The organism is Brevibacterium sp. OS20 (assembly GCF_056837565.1).
This window is the reverse complement of record NZ_CM166367.1, coordinates 3,125,271-3,142,498: the sequence shown is the minus strand read 5'-3', so window position 1 is coordinate 3,142,498 and position 17,228 is coordinate 3,125,271. Positions and strand designations below refer to the sequence as shown.

The following is a 17,228-nucleotide window of genomic DNA, read 5'->3' as shown; positions in this document are numbered from 1 at the left end:
GTCAGCGATTCGTTGAGGTCGAGTCGATCGTTGCTGCGTCATCCTCGGAGGGCGCATCCTCGTCGCGGCTCTGATCCTCGGTGGTCTTTTCTTTTCGGCCGAAGTCGTCGGGGTCGACCTTGTCGAGGTACTCGGATGACGGTGCACCTCCGGCCTCGTGATCGAGGTTCTCCGCAGCTTTGCGCATGCTGTCTGATGTGTTGCCTTCGGTGCTGTTGTCGTCGGTTGACATTCTGGTCACCTTTCGCTGGGGAGCGCGGATGGAAAATCAGTCTACGCGGCAGGTCGCGCCGCGTCGATCAGGCGTGAGGTCTGGAAATTTAAATACCTCTAAGGATAATGTATCCATCGGGTTAACAAAGTGTGTAGGGTTGACTCATGGAGCCCCACCACTCGACGTCGCCCGGCGACGAAGTCATCCGACAGGCCCACATCCCGCGCCGAGTCCTCGTGCTCGGCGCGACCGGTTACATCGGCGGTCGCCTCGTGCCTCGACTGCTGCAGGCCGGTCACGAGGTCCGAGTCGGGGTGCGGCGACCTGAGAAACTCGAACAGGTTCCCTGGGTAGCCGACGTCGACGTGAGAGCTCTCGACCTCGACAGCGGTCGCGGACTGTCCGACAGCCTCGTCGGCATCGATACGGTCTACTACCTTGTCCACTCCATGGGGTCCGGCGGGGACTTCGAAGCGGCCGAGGCCCAAGCCGCCAAGCGCTTCGTTCGTGAGGCCGCATCAGCCGGAGTGCGCCGCGTCGTCTACCTCGGAGGACTGCATCCTGAAGGGCGCAGGCTGTCGAAGCACATGCGCTCGCGGGCGACCGTCGGACGGATTCTGCTCGACTCCGAGGTCAACGCGATCGTCTTCAACGCCGGCATCATTATCGGCTCCGGCTCCGCCTCGTTCGAAATGATCCGCCATCTCGCCCTGACGCTGAGGTGGATGCCGGCACCGGACTGGGTGGCCAACCGCGTCGAACCGCTGTCGGTCCGTGACGCTCTCTACTACCTTCTTTCCGCCGCGGATGTGGAAGGAGCGGTCAACCGCTCGTTCGATATCGGTTCGCGGCAGATCCTCACTTATGCGGACGTGATGCGGACCTTTGCCGCTGTCGCCGGCCTCAAGCCCCGTCACGTCATCGCGCTGCCGCTTCCCGCCCCGACCCTGTCGGGTATCTGGGTCGGGCTGGTGACACCGCTGCCGTTCCGCCTCACACTCCCGCTCGTCCAGTCTCTGCAGGAGGATGCGGTGGCCTCATCACACGATGTCGACGAGGTCATCCCACCGCCCGAGTCCGGGCTGATCAGGTTCGACGACGCCGTCCGACTCGCGTTGCGTCGCGAGGTCGAGGGCGCTGTGGATACGAACTGGGACGCCGACGCAGGAGGGCTCGACGAGGCTGCCCAACCGTTGCCCAATGATCCGCAGTGGTCGGGCAGGCGCATCTTCACCGATGAACGGTCGGCGACGATCCCCGGTCTCTCGGCCGCCGAGGTGTGGCCCGTGATCGAGGGCGTCGGCGGGTCCAACGGGTGGTACTCCTGGCCCCTGGCCTGGAAAGTCCGCGGATTCTGGGACAAAGCCGTCGGGGGAGCCGGCCTCAAACGAGGTCGGCGGCTGCCGGACACCCTGCGCATCGGCGACCCGGTCGATTGGTGGAGAGTCGAACGGCTGGAGCGGAACTCTCGCCTGTTGCTGCGCGCCGAGATGAGAGTCTCCGGTCACGCGTGGCTCGAATTCACACTGGCAGACTTCGACGACGGCTGCGAGTATCACCAGACAGCGACCTTCATCCCCACCGGGCTGCGCGGCCACATCTACTGGGCCCTCGTCGCCCCGTTCCATCGGTTCATCTTCCCCGCAATGGCGAAGAACATCGCCGCCGAGGCGCGGCGTCGTGTCCGACGGCGAATGATCCACGGAGCAGGCTTTGATCAGGAGCGGTCCATCAGCATCGATGCGAAGCCGTCCCGGTAGGTGGGGAACTTCAGTTCACCCACGAGCGAGCCGAAGCGAGTCCCATCGATCCGTTTGCCGCCCGGCCTCTCGTCCTCGATATGGCCAGGGACGGAAACGCCGAGGCGGTCGGAGATGAAGGCGGCAACCTCGCCCATCTGGGCAGGCAGAGAATCGACAGCGTGGACCAGGTCCGGCGGCTCAGGGTCAAGGGCCAAGCGCTCGAGGCCGTGAACGAGATCGTCTCGGTGGACGCGATTCGTCCACCGCTGATGATTGAACTGCTGTCCGCGTCGCACAGAGTCGATGAGACGGGTTCGACCAGGTCCGTAGATACCTGCCGGGCGCACGATCGTGAGGTGGTCGAAGAGCTCGGCCGCCTCGGACTCGGCCGCAGCGAGGACCTCACCCGGCCCGGACCCTGGGGCGAGCGGAGCGTCTTCGGTGATCACACGCGTCGGGTCCTCAGCAAGGACACGGGTGGAGGAGACGAGGATAACTCGGCCCGGCTGTGACTCGAGGACGTGTGCGAGACCTCTCAGCCCGTGGAGGTAGGACCGTTCGTATCCGTCCCGTGTCGACTCGTCAGGAGTGAGAGTGATGATGACCGCGTCGAGTGCGTCCAGTCGCGGATCGCTGCGGACGGGGTCGCCGGCCCAGCCGCGCTCGGGCGCTCCGAGGCGAGTGAGATCCATAGCGATGGTCTCGAAGGCATCGGGCAGTTCGGCGACGCGGCGGCGCAGTCCGATCACCTCGTGCTCCTGGTCGACCAGCCGCAGGCCCAGCCGTGTACCCAGGTCTCCGCACCCGGCCAGGAGAACCCTGCGTCCGTTCGTCGTGCTCATTTCGCCTCACTCTTCATCCGGTCATAGGCCGCCAATGCTGCTTGGCGCGATGCCTTGAGGTCGACGATCGGCTCGCGATCGCCGTGCGAACGCTCCGCCTTGGTGAGACCGCCCGGTCCGTGGCCCAGCCACCGGCCGACGTACTCGTTGGTCGGGTCGAAGCGCTCACGTTGGCGTTCGGGATTGAAGATCCGAAAATACGGCGCCGCATCGGCTCCGCATCCGGCCACCCATTGCCAGGAGACGGGATTGTTGGCTTCATCGGCGTCGACGAGTGTGTCCCAGAACCACTGTTCGCCGTGCCACCAGTGAATGAGCAGATTCTTAGTAAGGAAGCTCGCCGTGGCCATCCGGACCCGGTTATGCATCCACCCGGTCTGCCACAGTTGGGCCATGCCGGCGTCGACAATGGGGATCCCGGTCGTCCCGTTCTGCCAATGGTTGAGCGCCTCGGGGTCGTCCTCGTATGGGAAGCGCGCGAACTCCGGCCGCATCGGCTCGGACTCGATGTTCGGCAGATGGTAGGTCAGGTGCCAGGAGAACTCGCGCCAGTAGAGCTGCCGGATCCATGCCTGTCGGTCATCGTCGCTGACCTCCGGCAGGTCCAGGGCGGCGGCGAGCAGCTGCCGTGGGGAGAGTTCGCCGAAGCGCAGTCGCGGTGACACGCCTGACGTGCTGTCTGGGTCAGCCGGGACATCATGCGAATCGGCGTAGTCGTCGACCCTGTCGCTGAGGTCCGCCAGCGCTCGGGCTGCCTCTCGACACCCGGGGGTCCAGTGCTCGGCCACGGTCGTCTGCCACCACTGCGGGGTCTTCGCCGAGGCGAAGCTGCCTGAGCCCGTGTCTGTTCCGTCGAGGAGGCCGAGGTCGTCGAGGTCGCGCACCCACGAGTGCCCGTCGAGGGTCTGGCGGTCCGCCTTCGTCAGAGACGTCTGTCTGCGTGGGCAAGGGAGGACGTCGCCGACGCTGCGATCGCGCACGGCGTTGAAGTACGGGGTGAACACCTTGTAGAAGTCCCCGCCCTGCGGGCTGACAGTCCAGGGTTCGACCAGCAGCGCGCCGGTATGGGAGTGCACAGCACACCCGGCGTCGGTCAGCTGTGTCTTGATCTGTGCGTCGAGGCGGCGGGAGGCCGGCGCATAGCGGCGCGACCAGCGCACGGCATCGACTTCCAGGTCCGCGGCCGCCTGCGCGACGATGTCCGCAGCGGAGCCTGCTGCGAAGATCAGCGGGATACCGAGCTGTGCGAGTTCGGTCTCCAGGACGCGCAGCGACTCGTGCGCCCACCAGCGGGTCGCCCCACCCAGCGGGCGTGGGCCCAGCCCATCATCGTCTCGGCACTCCCTGATCCAGAGGCCGATCACCTGACCGTCGGCGCGGGCTGCAGTCAGGGCCTCGTGGTCATCGACGCGCAGGTCGTCGCGGAACCAGACGAGGGTGAGATGCTCGTTGCTCATCGGATGTTCCCTTTCTCTGACCTTCGCAGGCGGCCGAGCAGACCGCGCCGCAGCAGCCCTTGCGGCGGCGGAGTCCAGATCGGGGTGCCTGCGACCCGCCAGGTGCCTAACAGCTCATTGGCGGCGAGATACCCGGTGGTCGCCGCACGCTCCATCAGAGCCACCGGCAGGTCGCACCGAATGTGGTCACCGGCCAGGACCAGGCCGGGCAGCGGAGTGGAGACGCCCGGCCGGTCGGCCCAGGCTCGGGTGTCGGTGAGTCCGCAATCGGATTCGATGAGGAGTTCGCGGTGGAGAATTTCGATGTGTCTGGTCTCCGGATATACCTCGTGCAGATCTGCCAGAAGCCGCTCGGCCAATGCGTCCTCGTCCACGGAGTCGGCAAGGGCGTAGGCATGGAGTTCGATGACGGATCCCGCGTGCTCCTCGGCCCACCGGGCGGCACCTGCCTCGAATCGTTCGAGTACGGAGACGTTGTCGAGCAGCTCAAAACCGCTGGTGCCCAGGAACGCGGGCCGGTCGGGCGCGACCGCCTCGGCGAACCAGAGCCGGAGCACCGCAAACGGCGGGGAGTTGCGCTGTGTGGCGATTCGGGCGAACCAGTCATGCAGTTCCGGCCGCCCGGCCGAACCTTCCCGGCCGGTCCGGAGGGCCTGTGCAGAGTCGTCGTGCGCCTCGATCGTGGAGATCAGACGCCGAGTGTTCGCGGGGTCGGCGGCGAGGACGAGCGCATCGGAGTCGATGACCCCGGCAGTCGTGTCGACACTCCAGCCACCAGGGGTTCGGGTGATCGTGCGGGCTGCAGTGGTGGTCTCGATGCGCACCCCGAGGTCCTCCAAGTACCGTCCCAGCGGTGCCCACAGAGCAGTGTCGTAGTCGTCATCGGGGACGTCGAAGAGCAGCCCCTCGGCGGAACCTGCGAAGTAGGTGTGGAACATGGCGACGAGTTCCCCGGCGGAGAAGTCACTCGGGTGCGCGAAGAATGAGCGGGCGAAGACCTCGAGGGCGAGGTGACGTGCCTCGGTGGGGAAGCGGAGGCGAGCGAGGAACGCTGCCGCAGACTCCCCGTCATAGCGTGAGAACGAGGCCGGGAAGTCGACATCGATGAGTTCCAGAGCGGTGCGGAGGTCGACACGCGTCAGACCCAGCAGCGGGAAGGTCGGGCTGCTCAGCACGAAACCGAGGAGATTCAGCGGGGGAGTCCGCGGGATCGAGGCGAACGAATCGGTGGGGCCGCCTCGGCGAATGAGGGGATAGTCGGGAATCGGTCGGAGACGATCGAGGTCGGGGTCGGTGCGGCTGAGCAGGTCGCGCAGATTGTAGTACTGCCGGAAGAAGGCGTGGAATCCCCGGCTCATCGTCCGTCCGTCTGCCACCGGCCAGGCGCTGACCCGGCCGCCGAGGCGGGGCCCGGATTCGATGATCGTGACTTCGGCCCCGCGTTCGGCCAGAATCGTCGCGGCCGACAGGCCCGCAATTCCGGCGCCGATGACCGTCACGGTCTTCGGGCGCAGCAGGCTGCGTCGTCCTGGGGCGGCGGGCAGCTGTCGAGCGTGCGGATCGTGCGGGTTCATTCCGCCTCCTCGGGGTTTCGGTTGAGGTTCCACTGCCAGAGCATGAGCACCGCGGTGATCATGGCGAAGCCGAACCCGAAGTCTTCGATGGGGATGTCGAAGGGGAAGCGGATGCCGAGGAACATGTCCGGGTTGTAGATGACGATCGGGTCGGACAGTTTAGTCAGCCAGCCGTCGACGAGGCATTGGAACCCCAGGCAGATGGCCAAGGCCGCCCAGTACTTCGCGCGGCGGAAGATGCCGCTGCGGAAGACGAGGAGTTCGAGTCCCACGACCACGATCATGCCGAGGGCGGTCATCACGGTGTACTCGGGGATCATCGGTGCTCGCCGTCGTTGGGTGGGCGGTGATCGGGCCTGCCCGGGCGGGCGAGGTTCGTCCGGCGACCGGTGCGGCGTCCTGCCCACCCGATCACGGTGCCGACCGCTTCGTAACTCAGCAGCGCGCAGACCGGGATGACGAGGAAGAACACGAGTTCCTCAAGCGGCAGGACCCCGAGGTCGATGCCGGTGACGAACCGGGAGTCATAGGTCCAGTGGTTGCGGGCGATGGCGATGATGTCCCAGACGGCGAAGACGGCGACCACCGGCAGCAGGGACTTGAGCAGAACCTGCCAGCGACGGTAGACGCGGGCGGCGAACACGAGCTCCAGCGGCAGCGTGATGAGCAGGCAGGCGGCCATGAGGCCGAGGTAGTCCCACTGTCCGATCATGGATGACTCCACCGTGCGGGATCGTTGCTGCCAGGCGTGCGCGCGGGGCGGGCCGACACGTGGAGTCCGAGATCGAGATTGCGGATTCGGTAACCCTCGATGAGGTCGTCCCAGTCGACGGTGGGTTCTGTCAGCAGCCGGGGCTCGCAAGAGAGGAGCCGATGGAGAAGCGCATCGGTTTCGAACAATGCCAGGGCCTTCCCCGGACAGCTGTGGGCGCCGTCGCTGAAACTCATCCCTGCGGCCGGGGCGGCCCACTGCCGGGCTGGGCAGAGAGCCTCGGCTTCGTGGCCGTAGTGGTCGGTGTCGATGTTGGTCTCGCGAACGCAGATGTCGATGAGTTCGCCGGCGGGAATGGTGGTGTCCCCGCGGCCGTCGCTGATGTCGATGGGGGAGGTGGCGCGACGGTAGAGGTGGCCGACGACGGGTTCGAGACGGATGATCTCCTCGAGGATGGACAGGCGACGAGGCTGCTCGGCTGCACGGTATTCACGCTGCAGCTCCTCGTTGTCGAGCAGATGCCAGCAGGCCATGGCGATGAACTCGCGGGTCGTGACCATTCCCGCGGTGCCGTACGTGAGGCACTCGACGAGGATGTCACCGGTGCTGTGCCCGGAATCGAGGAGGTGGGAGATGACGTCGCCGCGGTGTCGTCGTCGGTGGGCACGGATGGCGGGGAAGACGTCATGGGCGAAGAAAGTGATGAGCGGAACGATGCCGTTGACCGCAGCCTGCATCCATTGGCGATTCGACCTGCCCCAGCTCTCTGCGGCAAGGTCGACCGGCGGCTGACGGAAGAAGGCGGTGAGCCGCGCGGCCATATCGTCGGTGTCGGATTCGGTGAGTCCCACGACCTGCGATGTCACGTCGACCGTGAAGTGCAGAGCAGCCTCATCGAGTCGGCATCGGCCGGTGACCACCGCCTCGTCGACGATTCGCTGCGCGGAGGCGGCGATCGTGTCGCCGTAGCGGTCGGCGATCACTGTCGGGGCGAAGAATCGGGCGACCTCACGACGCTGTCGGTCATGAGCCGGTCCGTCGGAGATGAGAATCGGATGGGAGCGGAAAAGGCCGCGGGGGATCTTCTCCGCAGTGAAGCCGGCTTGAGTCGTCTGGTCACGGGCGCGCAATACCTGTCGAGCCGCGGTGAACGAGCGGATTCTCCACATCCCCCGGTCGGACTCGACGGCGGGAGCCGCCGCCTCACTGTCACGTCGTGCCTTGCGCCCACCCGGCGCCGGGCTTCGGCGCGCCGGGGGAGGCTGTTTCACTGCTTCTTCGCCCAATCGGCCTTGCTCAAGGACAGCTCGTCGGCCATTCCATCGAGGAAGCGGATGACGGCATCACGTTCGCGGCTCCTGAGCTGGGCGGCGGCATAGACGCGTCTTGCCTGGGAACGCCCCACAGTCTCGCGTGCTGAGCGTGCTGTCTCCGCGGTGATCTCGATGGCGTAGGCCCGGCGATCACTGGGATGCAGCTTCCTGATGACATGTCCCTCGCGTTCCAGGCGATTGATCAGCTTCGTCACCGAGGCTGCCGACATGGCCATGTGAGCAGACAGCATCTTCGGGGTCACCACTGCACCTTGCCGCTTCGCGGCGATGAGATAGTGCAGGGCGCGCATGTCCTGTTCGCTGAGCTTCATGAATCTGCGCGAAGCCTCGGAGAGAGTGCGCTCGGCCTCGCGCAGTCGGGCGAGAGAGTTCATGAGTCGAGCAATCTGTTCGCGGTCAGCGTTCGACAGGTCGGAGGAGTCGACGAGGTCGCCGGGAAAGCTGTTCTGCGATCCGGTGTACATGTTCTCTGTGATCGGGTCGTGAGCGCCCGCGGCCTCGGATGACTCCATATCGCCATCTTACTGTTTCCCACTCTCGAACCTAGAAGAATAACTTCATGTATATATTAAACCACAGTGTATTATACTTTCTAGGCTATTACATTTCGAGCGAAGGACTCACCGATGACCACTGCCGAGGGCGTCGTGTTCGGACCCTCCGTCACAATTGAAATCGAGTCCGAGATCTGCCGTGTGGTGGACAGGCAGGCCCAGCGAGTGGCTGGATTGGGATCAGCTGCCAGTCACGCTTGGGAGCGAGCCTCGGAATGCCTGCTCGGCGGGAAGCTGCTGCGGCCGCGGCTTCTCATGGGTGCCTTCGATGCGCTCGCCCCCGTTGAGTTCCAGGAAGTTCTCGCGGAAGTCGGCTCTCCTCGGTCGGGCAGCGGTCTCCCGCTCACCGCACTCAGGGACACTGCACTCCCGAATGGGGCGGCAGCGAGAGAACAGGCTCTGCGCATCGCTGCCGCCGTCGAGCTGCTGCATTTCGCTTTTCTTCTCCACGACGACATCATCGACGGCGACCTCATGCGTCGCGGTCGCCCGAACTTCATCGGCCTCCAGCTCAGGGATGGGGACGCGGCGGTCGGTGGAGTCGAGACAGGTCGGGCGTCGCTCGCATCGCAGCTGCACGCGGCGCGCAGCTCTGCGATGTTGGTTGGAGACCTGCTGCTGTCCGCCGCTCATCAGATCATCTTCAGCGAAGCGCTGCCGGTTGGATTGGGGATTCGGCTTCAGCAGCAGCTTGATCGGACCGTGGTGGAATCGGTATCGGGTGAGCTGACCGATGTGGCGCTCAGTGCCGGGCACGTCGATGCGGAGCTGGTCGACGTCGTGGAGATGAGCAGGCAGAAGACGGCGACCTACTCTTTCGAGCTGCCCTTGCGTTCCGCAGCGATCCTCGCCGGCCTCGGACCCGATGTCGAGGACACTCTCGGCCAGGTGGGGGCGCAGCTGGGGCTGGCCTATCAGCTGCAGGACGATCTGCTGTCGACCTTCGGCAGGGCCGACGAGCACGGTAAGGACGCATTCTCCGACCTGCGCGAAGGAAAGGAGACGGCGATCATCGCCATCGCCAGACGAACCGGAGCCTGGCCGTACATCGCACCGCATTTCGGTGCGGGAGACTTGAGCACAGCCGATGGCGCGAAAGTGAGATCGCTGCTGTCCGAGTGCGGGGCAGAGCGGGAAGTCCGGGCACTCATCGACGAACTCGCGGCGAATGTGCGGGAACTCATCGCGACCGAACCGGATGTCATCGGCCCCGACATGGCAGGACTCATCGACGACCTCATCGACACGCTCAACGGGAGACGATCATGAGGCGGGACATCGACCGGTTGGGACCGCTCGGACGCTATACGTTCGTATCGAACCGGATCTCACGGTCGGTCATCGGTGCCTACTCGACGTCCTTCGGTCTGGCGACGCGACTGCTCGGTTCCCGCCACCGCGACCACGTGCGCAACATCTACGCTTTGGTCCGATTGGCCGACGAGCTCGTCGACGGGGTGGCCGCCGAAGCAGGCATCGCCGCCGACCAGCAGCATCGGATGCTCGACCGGCTCGAAGCCGAGACCGAAAGCGGGATGAGCCTCGGCTACAGCAGCAACCCCATCATCCATGCCTTCGCCCGTACAGCCCGCGTCGCCGGAATCGGAGACGAGCTGACGCGGCCCTTCTTCGCATCCATGCGGACAGACCTGCAGGGACACCCGACGAACCTTTCGGCCACCGCTGTTGAGGGACGGATCGGTTTCGGTCCCCAAGAACATGCCGACTATGTCTACGGATCCGCGGAAGTCGTGGGTCTGATGTGCCTGCGGGTCTTCGCTCGCGACGAGTCGTACTCACCGGAGGAAGAACGGTTTCTTGAGCACGGTGCCCGCAGCCTGGGAGCGGCCTTTCAGAACGTCAACTTCCTCCGCGACCTCGGCGATGACATGCAGCGCCTGGGGCGCAGCTACCTCACCGAGGAGGGCACGGTCGACGACCGAACACAGGAGCGATGGATCATTGCCATCCGCGAACAGATCGAAGCCGCCGCACAGACTATTCCGCTTCTGCCCGGTGACGCCCGCCTGGCAGTCCTGTGCGCATTGCGTCTGTTCTCCGCACTGACCGACAGATTGGCCGAAGTGCCGGCCGTGGAGCTGCCGCGTCGACGGATCCGAGTGGCGGGCCCACACAAGGCGGCACTCGTCCTTCGGACGGTCTATGAGGTGCGGATGGGGGCGAAGCGATGAGTCGGGTGATCGTCATCGGCGGGGGAATCGCCGGACTTGCCACCTCGGCTCTTCTGGCCCGCGACGGACATGAGGTCACCCTCCTCGAACGCAACAGCCGCCTCGGCGGGCGAGCGGGCAGTGTTGAGGATCAGGGCTTCAGATTCGACACCGGGCCGTCGTGGTTCCTCATGCGGGAGGTCTACGACCATTTCTTCGAACTGCTGGGCACGAGTACGGATGAGCAGCTGGATCTGCGGCTCCTCGACCCAGGGTATCGGGTCTTCTCGGAGCCTGATGATGTCACCGGTCTGCGCCGTGTGGAAGTGCCGCACGGCGTCGAGGCGGTGGCCGATCTGTTCGAGAGCATCGAAACGGGAGGGGGTGCCGCGGTGCGGAAGTACGTGAGGTCCGCGGGGCTGACGGCCGAAGTCGCCCGCAACCGGTTCCTCTACAACCCCTTCACGAAGCTGAGACCAACCATCGGCCGAGATGTTCTCAAGTCCCTGCCGCAGCTGACCCGATTGCTGCTGCGGCCGCTCGCGACATTCGTGGAGCGGCGGTTCGCGGCATCGATCCTGCGCCGGATCCTGACGTATCCGGCGGTGTTCCTCGGCACCGACCCCAATCGCGCACCCGCGATCTATCACCTGTTGAGCGCATTCGACCTGGACCAGGGAGTCTTCTATCCGATGGGTGGGTTCTGGGCTGTCGTCGAACGTCTGGAAGCGCTGGCTCGCCGAGCCGGGGTCACGGTGATCACCTCGGCGGAGGCGACGGAAGTGATGACACAGGGCAGAGGCGGTCGAACAGTCGTCAGCGGAGTTCGCTGGACCGATTCCGGCGGTCGATCGCATGTCGAACCGGCCGATCTCGTCGTGTCCGCCGCCGACCTGCACCATACGGAGACCGGGCTGCTTCCGCCACGGCTGCGCAGCTACCCCGAGTCGGTCTGGTCAAAGGTGGAGAGTGGACCGGGGGCGATCATCGCAATGCTCGGCGTCGACGGAACCCTGCCCGAACTCGAGCACCACTCGCTGTTCTTCACCGATGAGTGGGAGGAGAACCTGCAGGCGATCTTCGGTGCCGAGCAGAAGATACCCGAGCCGGCATCGCTCTATGTGTGCAGACCCAGCGCCACGGATCCCACGGTGGCACCGGCCGGGTGTGAGAATCTCTTCGTTCTCATTCCGGTTCCGGCGGACGTGGAGATCGGCAGTGGGGGATCGGACGGGAAAGGAAGCCCCGTCCTCGAGGCGGCAGTCGATGCCGCGCTCGAGCGCATCGGACTGTGGGCAGGAATCGAGGACCTGCGCAGTCGGACCAGACTGCGCAGGACCCTGGGCCCGGCCGATTTCTCCCGGGACTTCCACTCGTGGAAGGGAGGAATGCTCGGGCCATCGCACATCCTCCGACAGAGCGCATTTCTGCGGATGCAGAACCAGTCACGACGCGTGGACGGACTCTTCTACGCCGGAGCAACGACCGCGCCGGGCATCGGTGTGCCGATGTGCCTCATCAGCGCAGAGCTTGTGGCCAAACGCATTCGCGGAGATCATTCGGCAGGGCCGACACCCGTGTGATGTGCGCCGGTGCTCCGCTGGGATCGTCTGCTGGACTCAGCTGCTGGTCGAGTAGACCTGCTCGGAGCCTCCGGTGCGCACCCGATTGCGGCGGCGGGTCTCCGGGCTGGTGCCGCGCGAATCGGATGAACGGCGGTTGGCCGGCTGACCGGAACGCGAAGCCGAACCCTGACCACCGGAACGGCTGCCGCGAACCGACTCGCGACGGCGGCTGCCCTCGGCGCTGCGACCGCCATGGCCGGATCCGCCGCCATGGCCGGATCCGCCGCTGCGACCGGAACCATTGCCACGACCGCCCTGGCCGGAACCGGTGCCGCGGTTGTTCTGTCGGGAGGCGTTGCCATTGCGCTCTCCGCCGTTGCCACGGGAGTTCTCGCGGCTGCGACCCGACTCGTTGGTGGCGCCACCGCGGCCCGCACTTCCACCGCGTCCGCCACGGCCGCCTCGGCGACGGGGCGAGCGACCACCGGACTTCGCCGGTTCGGTCTTCTTGCGCGGCTGGACGGGTTCCTTCGGCTGCGGGGCGACGTATTCGGCGATCTCACCGACGAGCTCGGTCACCTCGGGGGACTCTGCGGTGACCTTCTGCGGGGTCGCCTTGATGGCGGCCTTGCGCAGGAGCATCTGGGTGTCCTTGCGCTCTTCGGCGGTCATCACCGTGACGACGTCACCGGCGCTGCCGGCACGTGCGGTGCGACCGGAACGGTGCAGGTACGCCTTGTGTTCGGTCGGGGGATCGACGTGGACGACGAGCTCGACGGAATCGACGTGGACGCCGCGGGCAGCGATGTCTGTGGCCACGAGCACCTTCGCCTCACCATCGGTGAACGCGGCGAGGTTGCGATCGCGAGCGCCCTGCGACAGGTTGCCGTGCAGATCGACGGCGGGAATGCCCGCTGCCGTGAGCTGGCGGGCGAAGCGTTTGGCCCGGTGCTTCGTGCGAGTGAAGAGGATGCGGCGGCCCGTGCCGGAGGCGAGCTTGTGCACGAGTTTGTTCTTGTCGTCGACCGACACCTCGAACACGTGGTGGGTCATGGCCGATACGTGGGAGGTCGCCTCGTCGACGGAGTGGAGGACCTCGTTGTGGAGGAAACGACGGACGAGCTTGTTGACGTCGTTGTCCAAGGTGGCGGAGAAGAACATCCGCTGCCCCTCAGCCGGGGTCTGGTTGAGGATTCGGGTGACTCCGGGCAGGAACCCGAGGTCAGCCATGTGGTCGGCCTCGTCGAGGATGGTGACCTCGATGTTCTCGAGCGTGAGGATGTCCTGCTGGAGCAGGTCCTCGAGGCGGCCGGGGCAGGCCACGACGATGTCGACTCCGGCCTTGAGTGCGATTTCCTGTCGCCGCTGCTTGACCCCGCCGAAGATCGTCGTCGTCCGCAAGCCCACGGCTTTGGCCAACGGGTCGATGACCTCGGTGATCTGCGTGGCGAGCTCACGGGTGGGAGCGAGTACGAGTCCGCGCGGATGGCGGAACTTCTGCGAACCCTTGCCGGATTCGACCAGTCGGGCGACGAGCGGAATGGAGAACGCCAGGGTCTTGCCTGACCCGGTCTTTCCGCGGCCGAGCACATCGCGGCCGGTCAGCGTGTCGGGCAGAGTGTCCTGCTGGATCGGGAAGGCCTGAGTCTTGCCTTCCTTGCTCAGCGTGTCGACCAGCTTCTGGGGAACACCGAGCTCGGCGAACGAGGTGGGGGCTGGGGAGGCCTTCTTCGTGCGATTGACCGAGGCGTTGGCGGCGGTTGTGGTGGTGTTGCTGTTGCTGCCTCCGCGGGTGCGGGTGCTGCGGGGATTGGTGCGAGTCTGTGACGTAGTGATGGGGTGGCCCTTCGACGTGCCGGAGGGCGTGCCGGTGCCGTGAATAGGTGGCAGGCAGCCGCTTCCGGTCATGGAATGAGCGCTGTCGGCGCTCTCGATCGCCGAGAGAAAACGGCTTCGGAAATGCGCGGGTTCTTTCACCCAGCTGCAGAGGCGAGGCGTCCTGACGACGCAGGGAACCCGAAAACGGGTTCGCAAGTAGCACCAGTCTACAGGGCGTCGGCTCACGAATCACATTGACCCCGCTGCCGGCCTGACTTCATCGGTCTGTGACGTCAGCAGACGCCTTCTGTCGGACTGTGACGCCGGCGGACGCCGTCGTTCGGTGTATGAAGTCGCCGGACGTCACTCGTCGGCCCGTGAACTCAGCGGACTCGACATGGCGCGATCACAATTCGGATTCGGGCGCTGACCATAGCGTGAGGTCATCTCGGATCCACTCAGCTGGGATTCGAGGGCCAGTCATCGAACGATAGGACACCAGACCCATGGCACTCTCTCGTCCCTCCACCGACCGGCGGACATCTCCGCCGCGCCACGGACGCCGAACTCTCGGATTCATCGGATTCCTCGCAGCAGCCGCCCTGACATTGTCCGCCTGCGGGGGAGCAGCCTCGGGGCAGGGAACGGTCGACGACCTCAAGGATCAGGCTCTAGCAGACGATGTCCCCGCAGGAACCGTGCTCAATATCGCCGACCAGCAGGAACAGCAGCAGGTGGCGTTGAAGTCCTCCGGTGAGCTCGACGACTTCAGTTTCGAATACGAATTCTCGAACTTCGTCGGCGGACCGGAGATCCTCGAAGCCTTCCGGGCCGGTGCCGTCGACGTCGCCCGCGTCGGCGATACCCCGCCCATCCAGGCCTTCGCCTCCGGGGAAGTCGTTCCGATCATCCTCGCCCTCCAATCCTCACCCGACGTCATCCGTCTCGCCACCTCGCCGAGCACGGACGTCGACTCGATCAGCAAGATCAAGGGCGCGAAGATCGGCTATGCAGAGGGCACCGCCCAGGGATCTCTGGTGCTGCGACTGCTCGACAAAGCGGGACTGTCGACCGACGACGTCGAACTCGTCCGCCTGGAACTCGGCGAATTCAGCGAAGCCCTGCAATCCGACGAGATCGACATCGCCCCGCTCACCGGAGCCAGGCTGGCCCGCTATCTCCAGGGATATGAGAAGGAAGGAGCCGGTTACCTGCCCGACAAGGAGACCGCAGGGCTGGGCACCGGGCTGAACTTCATCTATGCCCGCAAGGAAGTGCTCGAAGATCCCGCGAAGTCGGCCGCGCTGAGAGAATTCGTCGCCCATTCGATCCGGGCCAATCAGTGGATCAATGAGAACACCGACGACTGGGTCGAGGACTACTTCGTGAAGAACCAAGGGCTGACCGAAGAGGAGGGCCGCTTCATCCGCGAGCAGGAGGGCACAACGGTCTTCCCGAAGCTCGACGACGTCATCGCCACCGAACAGTCCACCATCGACCTCAGCTACGACTCCGGAGAACTGCCGGTCGACGTAGACGCAAACGACATGTTCGATCGGCGCTTCAACGACGTCATCGAGGACACCGTCGACGAGGTCGGCGCCCACCAGGACCGAAAGGAACTCGACGAATGAGTGTGACAGTCCAGCCTCCGAAGACCACGCGACTCGAACCCGGTCAACACAGCGTCAGCTCCGACATCTCACCGGCACCGGAGCCGCGCGCCCCATGGTGGCAGCGCTTCTCACCGACACGCATCTCTCTCGGCATCGTCATCCTTCTGGCCATCTGGGTGAGCGGTTCGGCCACCGGTCTCATCGACCCGCGCGTCCTGCCCGCACCGTGGACGGCGGTCTCGACGGGAATCTCCCTGACGGAGAACGGTCGCCTGCCCGAGAACCTCCTCACCTCCCTCCAGCGAGCGGCACTCGGCCTGGGCATCGGCGTGATCGCCGCGATCCTGCTCGCCCTCGCAGCGGGACTGACCCGCCTCGGCGAGAGCCTCATCGACGGTCCGATGAATATCAAACGCGCTGTGCCCACCCTGGCCTTCATCCCACTGGCGATCGTGTGGCTGGGCATCGGCGAAGGCATGAAGGTCACCCTCATCGTCTTCTCGGTCATGGTGCCCATCTACATCAACACCCACGCCGCCCTGCGCGGACTCGACGGCCGGTACCAGGAACTCGCTGCCACGCTGCGGCTGAGCAGACGCGAATTCGTCACGAAGGTCGCACTGCCCGGAGCGCTTCCCGGGTTCTTCACCGGACTCCGGCTGGCAGTGACCAGCGCCTGGACGTCATTGGTCGTCGTCGAGCAGATCAACGCGACCTCGGGCATCGGGTTCCTCATGAACCAGGCCCGCCTCTATGGACAGATCGACATCATCGTGGTCGGCCTCGTCGTCTACGCCATCCTCGGCGTGGGCAGCGACCTGCTCGTCCGCATCGCAGAAAGGAGGGCGCTGACATGGCGCCAGACACTCTCACGGTGACCGACTCGGACACCACGACCCGGAACTCCACCACCCCCGCCGAGGCGGCTCCGCCCCTTGTGCACGTGCGCGGACTCACCCGCCGGTTCGCTTCCCGCACCGTGCTCGACTCCGTCGACATCGACATCGCCGCAGGTGAGTTCGTGGCACTGCTGGGCCGCAGCGGCTCCGGGAAGTCCACCCTGCTGCGGGCACTCGCCGGGCTCGACCCCGACATCGAGGGGCAGATCGACGTGCCCGCCGAACGATCGGTCGCCTTTCAGGACTCCCGGCTGCTGCCGTGGCAGAAGGTGCTCGACAACGTCACCCTCGGACTGCGCGGGGAGGATCCTGCGCAACGGGCCCGAGAGGCACTCGCCGAGGTGGGGCTGGCCGGACGTGAGAAGTCCTGGCCCAAGGAACTCTCCGGAGGCGAACAGCAGCGGGTCTCCCTGGCCCGAGCCCTGGTCCGCGAACCGGCACTTCTGCTCGCCGACGAACCCTTCGGCGCCCTCGACGCGCTGACGAAGTCGAAGATGCACGGACTGCTCCACACCCTGCTGACGAAACATCAGCCAGCCGTCCTCCTCGTCACCCACGACATCGACGAGGCGCTGCTTCTCGCCGATCGGATCATCGTCCTCGACGACGGCCGGATCTCCACGGACATCCGCATCGACGCAGCGCACCCGCGCACCGTCACCTCCGCAGAGCTCTCCGAGTTGCGAACCTCGCTGCTCGAGGCTCTCGGAGTCGACGTCGCGGTCTGAGC

General features: G+C 65.6%; 16 protein-coding genes. 7 read left to right on the top strand and 9 right to left on the bottom strand.

Going from position 1 to position 17,228, the window contains the following annotated elements; genetic code table 11:
* Position 1 precedes the first annotated feature (1 nt).
* Positions 2–232 carry a hypothetical protein gene (locus tag ACVZTU_RS14050; RefSeq protein ID WP_482400639.1) on the bottom strand — a complete coding sequence of 77 codons (231 nt, stop codon included), beginning with the start codon at positions 230–232 and terminating at the stop codon, positions 2–4.
* 146 nt (positions 233–378) lie between these two features.
* Here ACVZTU_RS14050 and ACVZTU_RS14045 point away from each other — a divergent pair, with 146 nt between their 5' ends.
* Complete coding sequence (locus tag ACVZTU_RS14045) at positions 379–1,974, top strand: SDR family oxidoreductase (protein WP_482400638.1); 1,596 nt, start codon at positions 379–381, stop codon at positions 1,972–1,974.
* On the opposite strand, the gene ACVZTU_RS14040 is transcribed toward ACVZTU_RS14045, so the two are convergent.
* Genes ACVZTU_RS14040 through ACVZTU_RS14010 form a run of 7 tightly spaced genes read right to left on the bottom strand, consistent with a single transcriptional unit; the run spans position 1,932 to position 8,387 of the window.
* The gene (locus tag ACVZTU_RS14040) at positions 1,932–2,798 is read right to left on the bottom strand and encodes a Rossmann-fold NAD(P)-binding domain-containing protein (protein ID WP_482400637.1); all 867 of its coding nucleotides are present in this window, start codon (positions 2,796–2,798) and stop codon (positions 1,932–1,934) included. The genes ACVZTU_RS14045 and ACVZTU_RS14040 overlap by 43 nt on opposite strands.
* Entirely contained in the window at positions 2,795–4,255 is a 1,461-nt protein-coding gene (locus ACVZTU_RS14035) for a cryptochrome/photolyase family protein (RefSeq protein ID WP_482400636.1), read from the bottom strand. The genes ACVZTU_RS14040 and ACVZTU_RS14035 overlap by 4 nt, the downstream gene beginning before the upstream one ends.
* Positions 4,252–5,829, bottom strand: a complete 1,578-nt coding sequence (locus tag ACVZTU_RS14030) for an FAD-dependent oxidoreductase (protein WP_482400635.1) — start codon at positions 5,827–5,829, stop codon at positions 4,252–4,254. The genes ACVZTU_RS14035 and ACVZTU_RS14030 overlap by 4 nt, the downstream gene beginning before the upstream one ends.
* On the bottom strand, positions 5,826–6,149 hold the full coding sequence (locus ACVZTU_RS14025) for a lycopene cyclase domain-containing protein (protein ID WP_482400634.1): 324 nt from the start codon (positions 6,147–6,149) through the stop codon (positions 5,826–5,828). Before ACVZTU_RS14025 ends, ACVZTU_RS14030 begins: the two co-directional genes overlap by 4 nt.
* The gene (locus ACVZTU_RS14020; RefSeq protein ID WP_482400633.1) at positions 6,146–6,541 is read right to left on the bottom strand and encodes a lycopene cyclase domain-containing protein; all 396 of its coding nucleotides are present in this window, start codon (positions 6,539–6,541) and stop codon (positions 6,146–6,148) included. Before ACVZTU_RS14020 ends, ACVZTU_RS14025 begins: the two co-directional genes overlap by 4 nt.
* Positions 6,538–7,812: a cytochrome P450 gene (locus tag ACVZTU_RS14015; protein ID WP_482400632.1), complete on the bottom strand. Its 1,275-nt coding sequence runs from the start codon at positions 7,810–7,812 to the stop codon at positions 6,538–6,540. The genes ACVZTU_RS14020 and ACVZTU_RS14015 overlap by 4 nt, the downstream gene beginning before the upstream one ends.
* Positions 7,809–8,387, bottom strand: a complete 579-nt coding sequence (locus ACVZTU_RS14010; RefSeq protein ID WP_482400631.1) for a MarR family winged helix-turn-helix transcriptional regulator — start codon at positions 8,385–8,387, stop codon at positions 7,809–7,811. Before ACVZTU_RS14010 ends, ACVZTU_RS14015 begins: the two co-directional genes overlap by 4 nt.
* A gap of 114 nt (positions 8,388–8,501) precedes the next feature.
* On the opposite strand from ACVZTU_RS14010, the gene ACVZTU_RS14005 reads away from it, so the two are divergent.
* From ACVZTU_RS14005 to crtI, 3 genes are read left to right on the top strand one after another with little or no spacing between them, the layout of a single operon-like run.
* A complete protein-coding gene (locus tag ACVZTU_RS14005) occupies positions 8,502–9,698 on the top strand; it encodes a polyprenyl synthetase family protein (protein WP_482400630.1) in 1,197 nt (398 codons plus the stop codon).
* Positions 9,695–10,621 carry a phytoene/squalene synthase family protein gene (locus ACVZTU_RS14000; RefSeq protein WP_482400629.1) on the top strand — a complete coding sequence of 309 codons (927 nt, stop codon included), beginning with the start codon at positions 9,695–9,697 and terminating at the stop codon, positions 10,619–10,621. The genes ACVZTU_RS14005 and ACVZTU_RS14000 overlap by 4 nt, the downstream gene beginning before the upstream one ends.
* Positions 10,618–12,183 carry a phytoene desaturase family protein gene (gene crtI / locus ACVZTU_RS13995; RefSeq protein WP_482400628.1) on the top strand — a complete coding sequence of 522 codons (1,566 nt, stop codon included), beginning with the start codon at positions 10,618–10,620 and terminating at the stop codon, positions 12,181–12,183. Before ACVZTU_RS14000 ends, crtI begins: the two co-directional genes overlap by 4 nt.
* Positions 12,184–12,219: 36 nt before the next feature.
* On the opposite strand, the gene ACVZTU_RS13990 is transcribed toward crtI, so the two are convergent.
* Complete coding sequence (locus ACVZTU_RS13990; RefSeq protein WP_482400627.1) at positions 12,220–14,073, bottom strand: DEAD/DEAH box helicase; 1,854 nt, start codon at positions 14,071–14,073, stop codon at positions 12,220–12,222.
* Between the two features lie 416 nt (positions 14,074–14,489).
* Between ACVZTU_RS13990 and ACVZTU_RS13985 the strand changes: the two genes are divergently transcribed.
* The 3 genes from ACVZTU_RS13985 to ACVZTU_RS13975 are packed head-to-tail and all read left to right on the top strand — an operon-like array spanning position 14,490 to position 17,226.
* On the top strand, positions 14,490–15,617 hold the full coding sequence (locus ACVZTU_RS13985; RefSeq protein ID WP_376905724.1) for an ABC transporter substrate-binding protein: 1,128 nt from the start codon (positions 14,490–14,492) through the stop codon (positions 15,615–15,617).
* Positions 15,614–16,477 carry an ABC transporter permease gene (locus tag ACVZTU_RS13980; RefSeq protein ID WP_482400626.1) on the top strand — a complete coding sequence of 288 codons (864 nt, stop codon included), beginning with the start codon at positions 15,614–15,616 and terminating at the stop codon, positions 16,475–16,477. The genes ACVZTU_RS13985 and ACVZTU_RS13980 overlap by 4 nt, the downstream gene beginning before the upstream one ends.
* The gene (locus ACVZTU_RS13975; protein ID WP_482400625.1) at positions 16,453–17,226 is read left to right on the top strand and encodes an ABC transporter ATP-binding protein; all 774 of its coding nucleotides are present in this window, start codon (positions 16,453–16,455) and stop codon (positions 17,224–17,226) included. The genes ACVZTU_RS13980 and ACVZTU_RS13975 overlap by 25 nt, the downstream gene beginning before the upstream one ends.
* The last annotated feature ends 2 nt before the right edge of the window (positions 17,227–17,228 follow it).

Excerpts from the sequence above, each read along its gene's own strand:
- ACVZTU_RS13980 (WP_482400626.1), top strand. The coding sequence starts at position 15,614 with ATGAGTGTGACAGTCCAGCCTCCGAAGACCACGCGACTCGAACCCGGT.
- ACVZTU_RS13985 (WP_376905724.1), top strand. The coding sequence starts at position 14,490 with ATGGCACTCTCTCGTCCCTCCACCGACCGGCGGACATCTCCGCCGCGC.
- ACVZTU_RS13990 (WP_482400627.1), bottom strand. The coding sequence starts at position 14,073 with ATGACCGGAAGCGGCTGCCTGCCACCTATTCACGGCACCGGCACGCCC.
- ACVZTU_RS14010 (WP_482400631.1), bottom strand. The coding sequence starts at position 8,387 with ATGGAGTCATCCGAGGCCGCGGGCGCTCACGACCCGATCACAGAGAAC.
- ACVZTU_RS14035 (WP_482400636.1), bottom strand. The coding sequence starts at position 4,255 with ATGAGCAACGAGCATCTCACCCTCGTCTGGTTCCGCGACGACCTGCGC.
- ACVZTU_RS14040 (WP_482400637.1), bottom strand. The coding sequence starts at position 2,798 with ATGAGCACGACGAACGGACGCAGGGTTCTCCTGGCCGGGTGCGGAGAC.
- ACVZTU_RS14030 (WP_482400635.1), bottom strand. The coding sequence starts at position 5,829 with ATGAACCCGCACGATCCGCACGCTCGACAGCTGCCCGCCGCCCCAGGA.
- ACVZTU_RS14050 (WP_482400639.1), bottom strand. The coding sequence starts at position 232 with ATGTCAACCGACGACAACAGCACCGAAGGCAACACATCAGACAGCATG.
- ACVZTU_RS14020 (WP_482400633.1), bottom strand. The coding sequence starts at position 6,541 with ATGATCGGACAGTGGGACTACCTCGGCCTCATGGCCGCCTGCCTGCTC.
- crtI (WP_482400628.1), top strand. The coding sequence starts at position 10,618 with ATGAGTCGGGTGATCGTCATCGGCGGGGGAATCGCCGGACTTGCCACC.
- ACVZTU_RS14005 (WP_482400630.1), top strand. The coding sequence starts at position 8,502 with ATGACCACTGCCGAGGGCGTCGTGTTCGGACCCTCCGTCACAATTGAA.
- ACVZTU_RS14025 (WP_482400634.1), bottom strand. The coding sequence starts at position 6,149 with ATGATCCCCGAGTACACCGTGATGACCGCCCTCGGCATGATCGTGGTC.
- ACVZTU_RS13975 (WP_482400625.1), top strand. The coding sequence starts at position 16,453 with ATGGCGCCAGACACTCTCACGGTGACCGACTCGGACACCACGACCCGG.
- ACVZTU_RS14045 (WP_482400638.1), top strand. The coding sequence starts at position 379 with ATGGAGCCCCACCACTCGACGTCGCCCGGCGACGAAGTCATCCGACAG.
- ACVZTU_RS14000 (WP_482400629.1), top strand. The coding sequence starts at position 9,695 with ATGAGGCGGGACATCGACCGGTTGGGACCGCTCGGACGCTATACGTTC.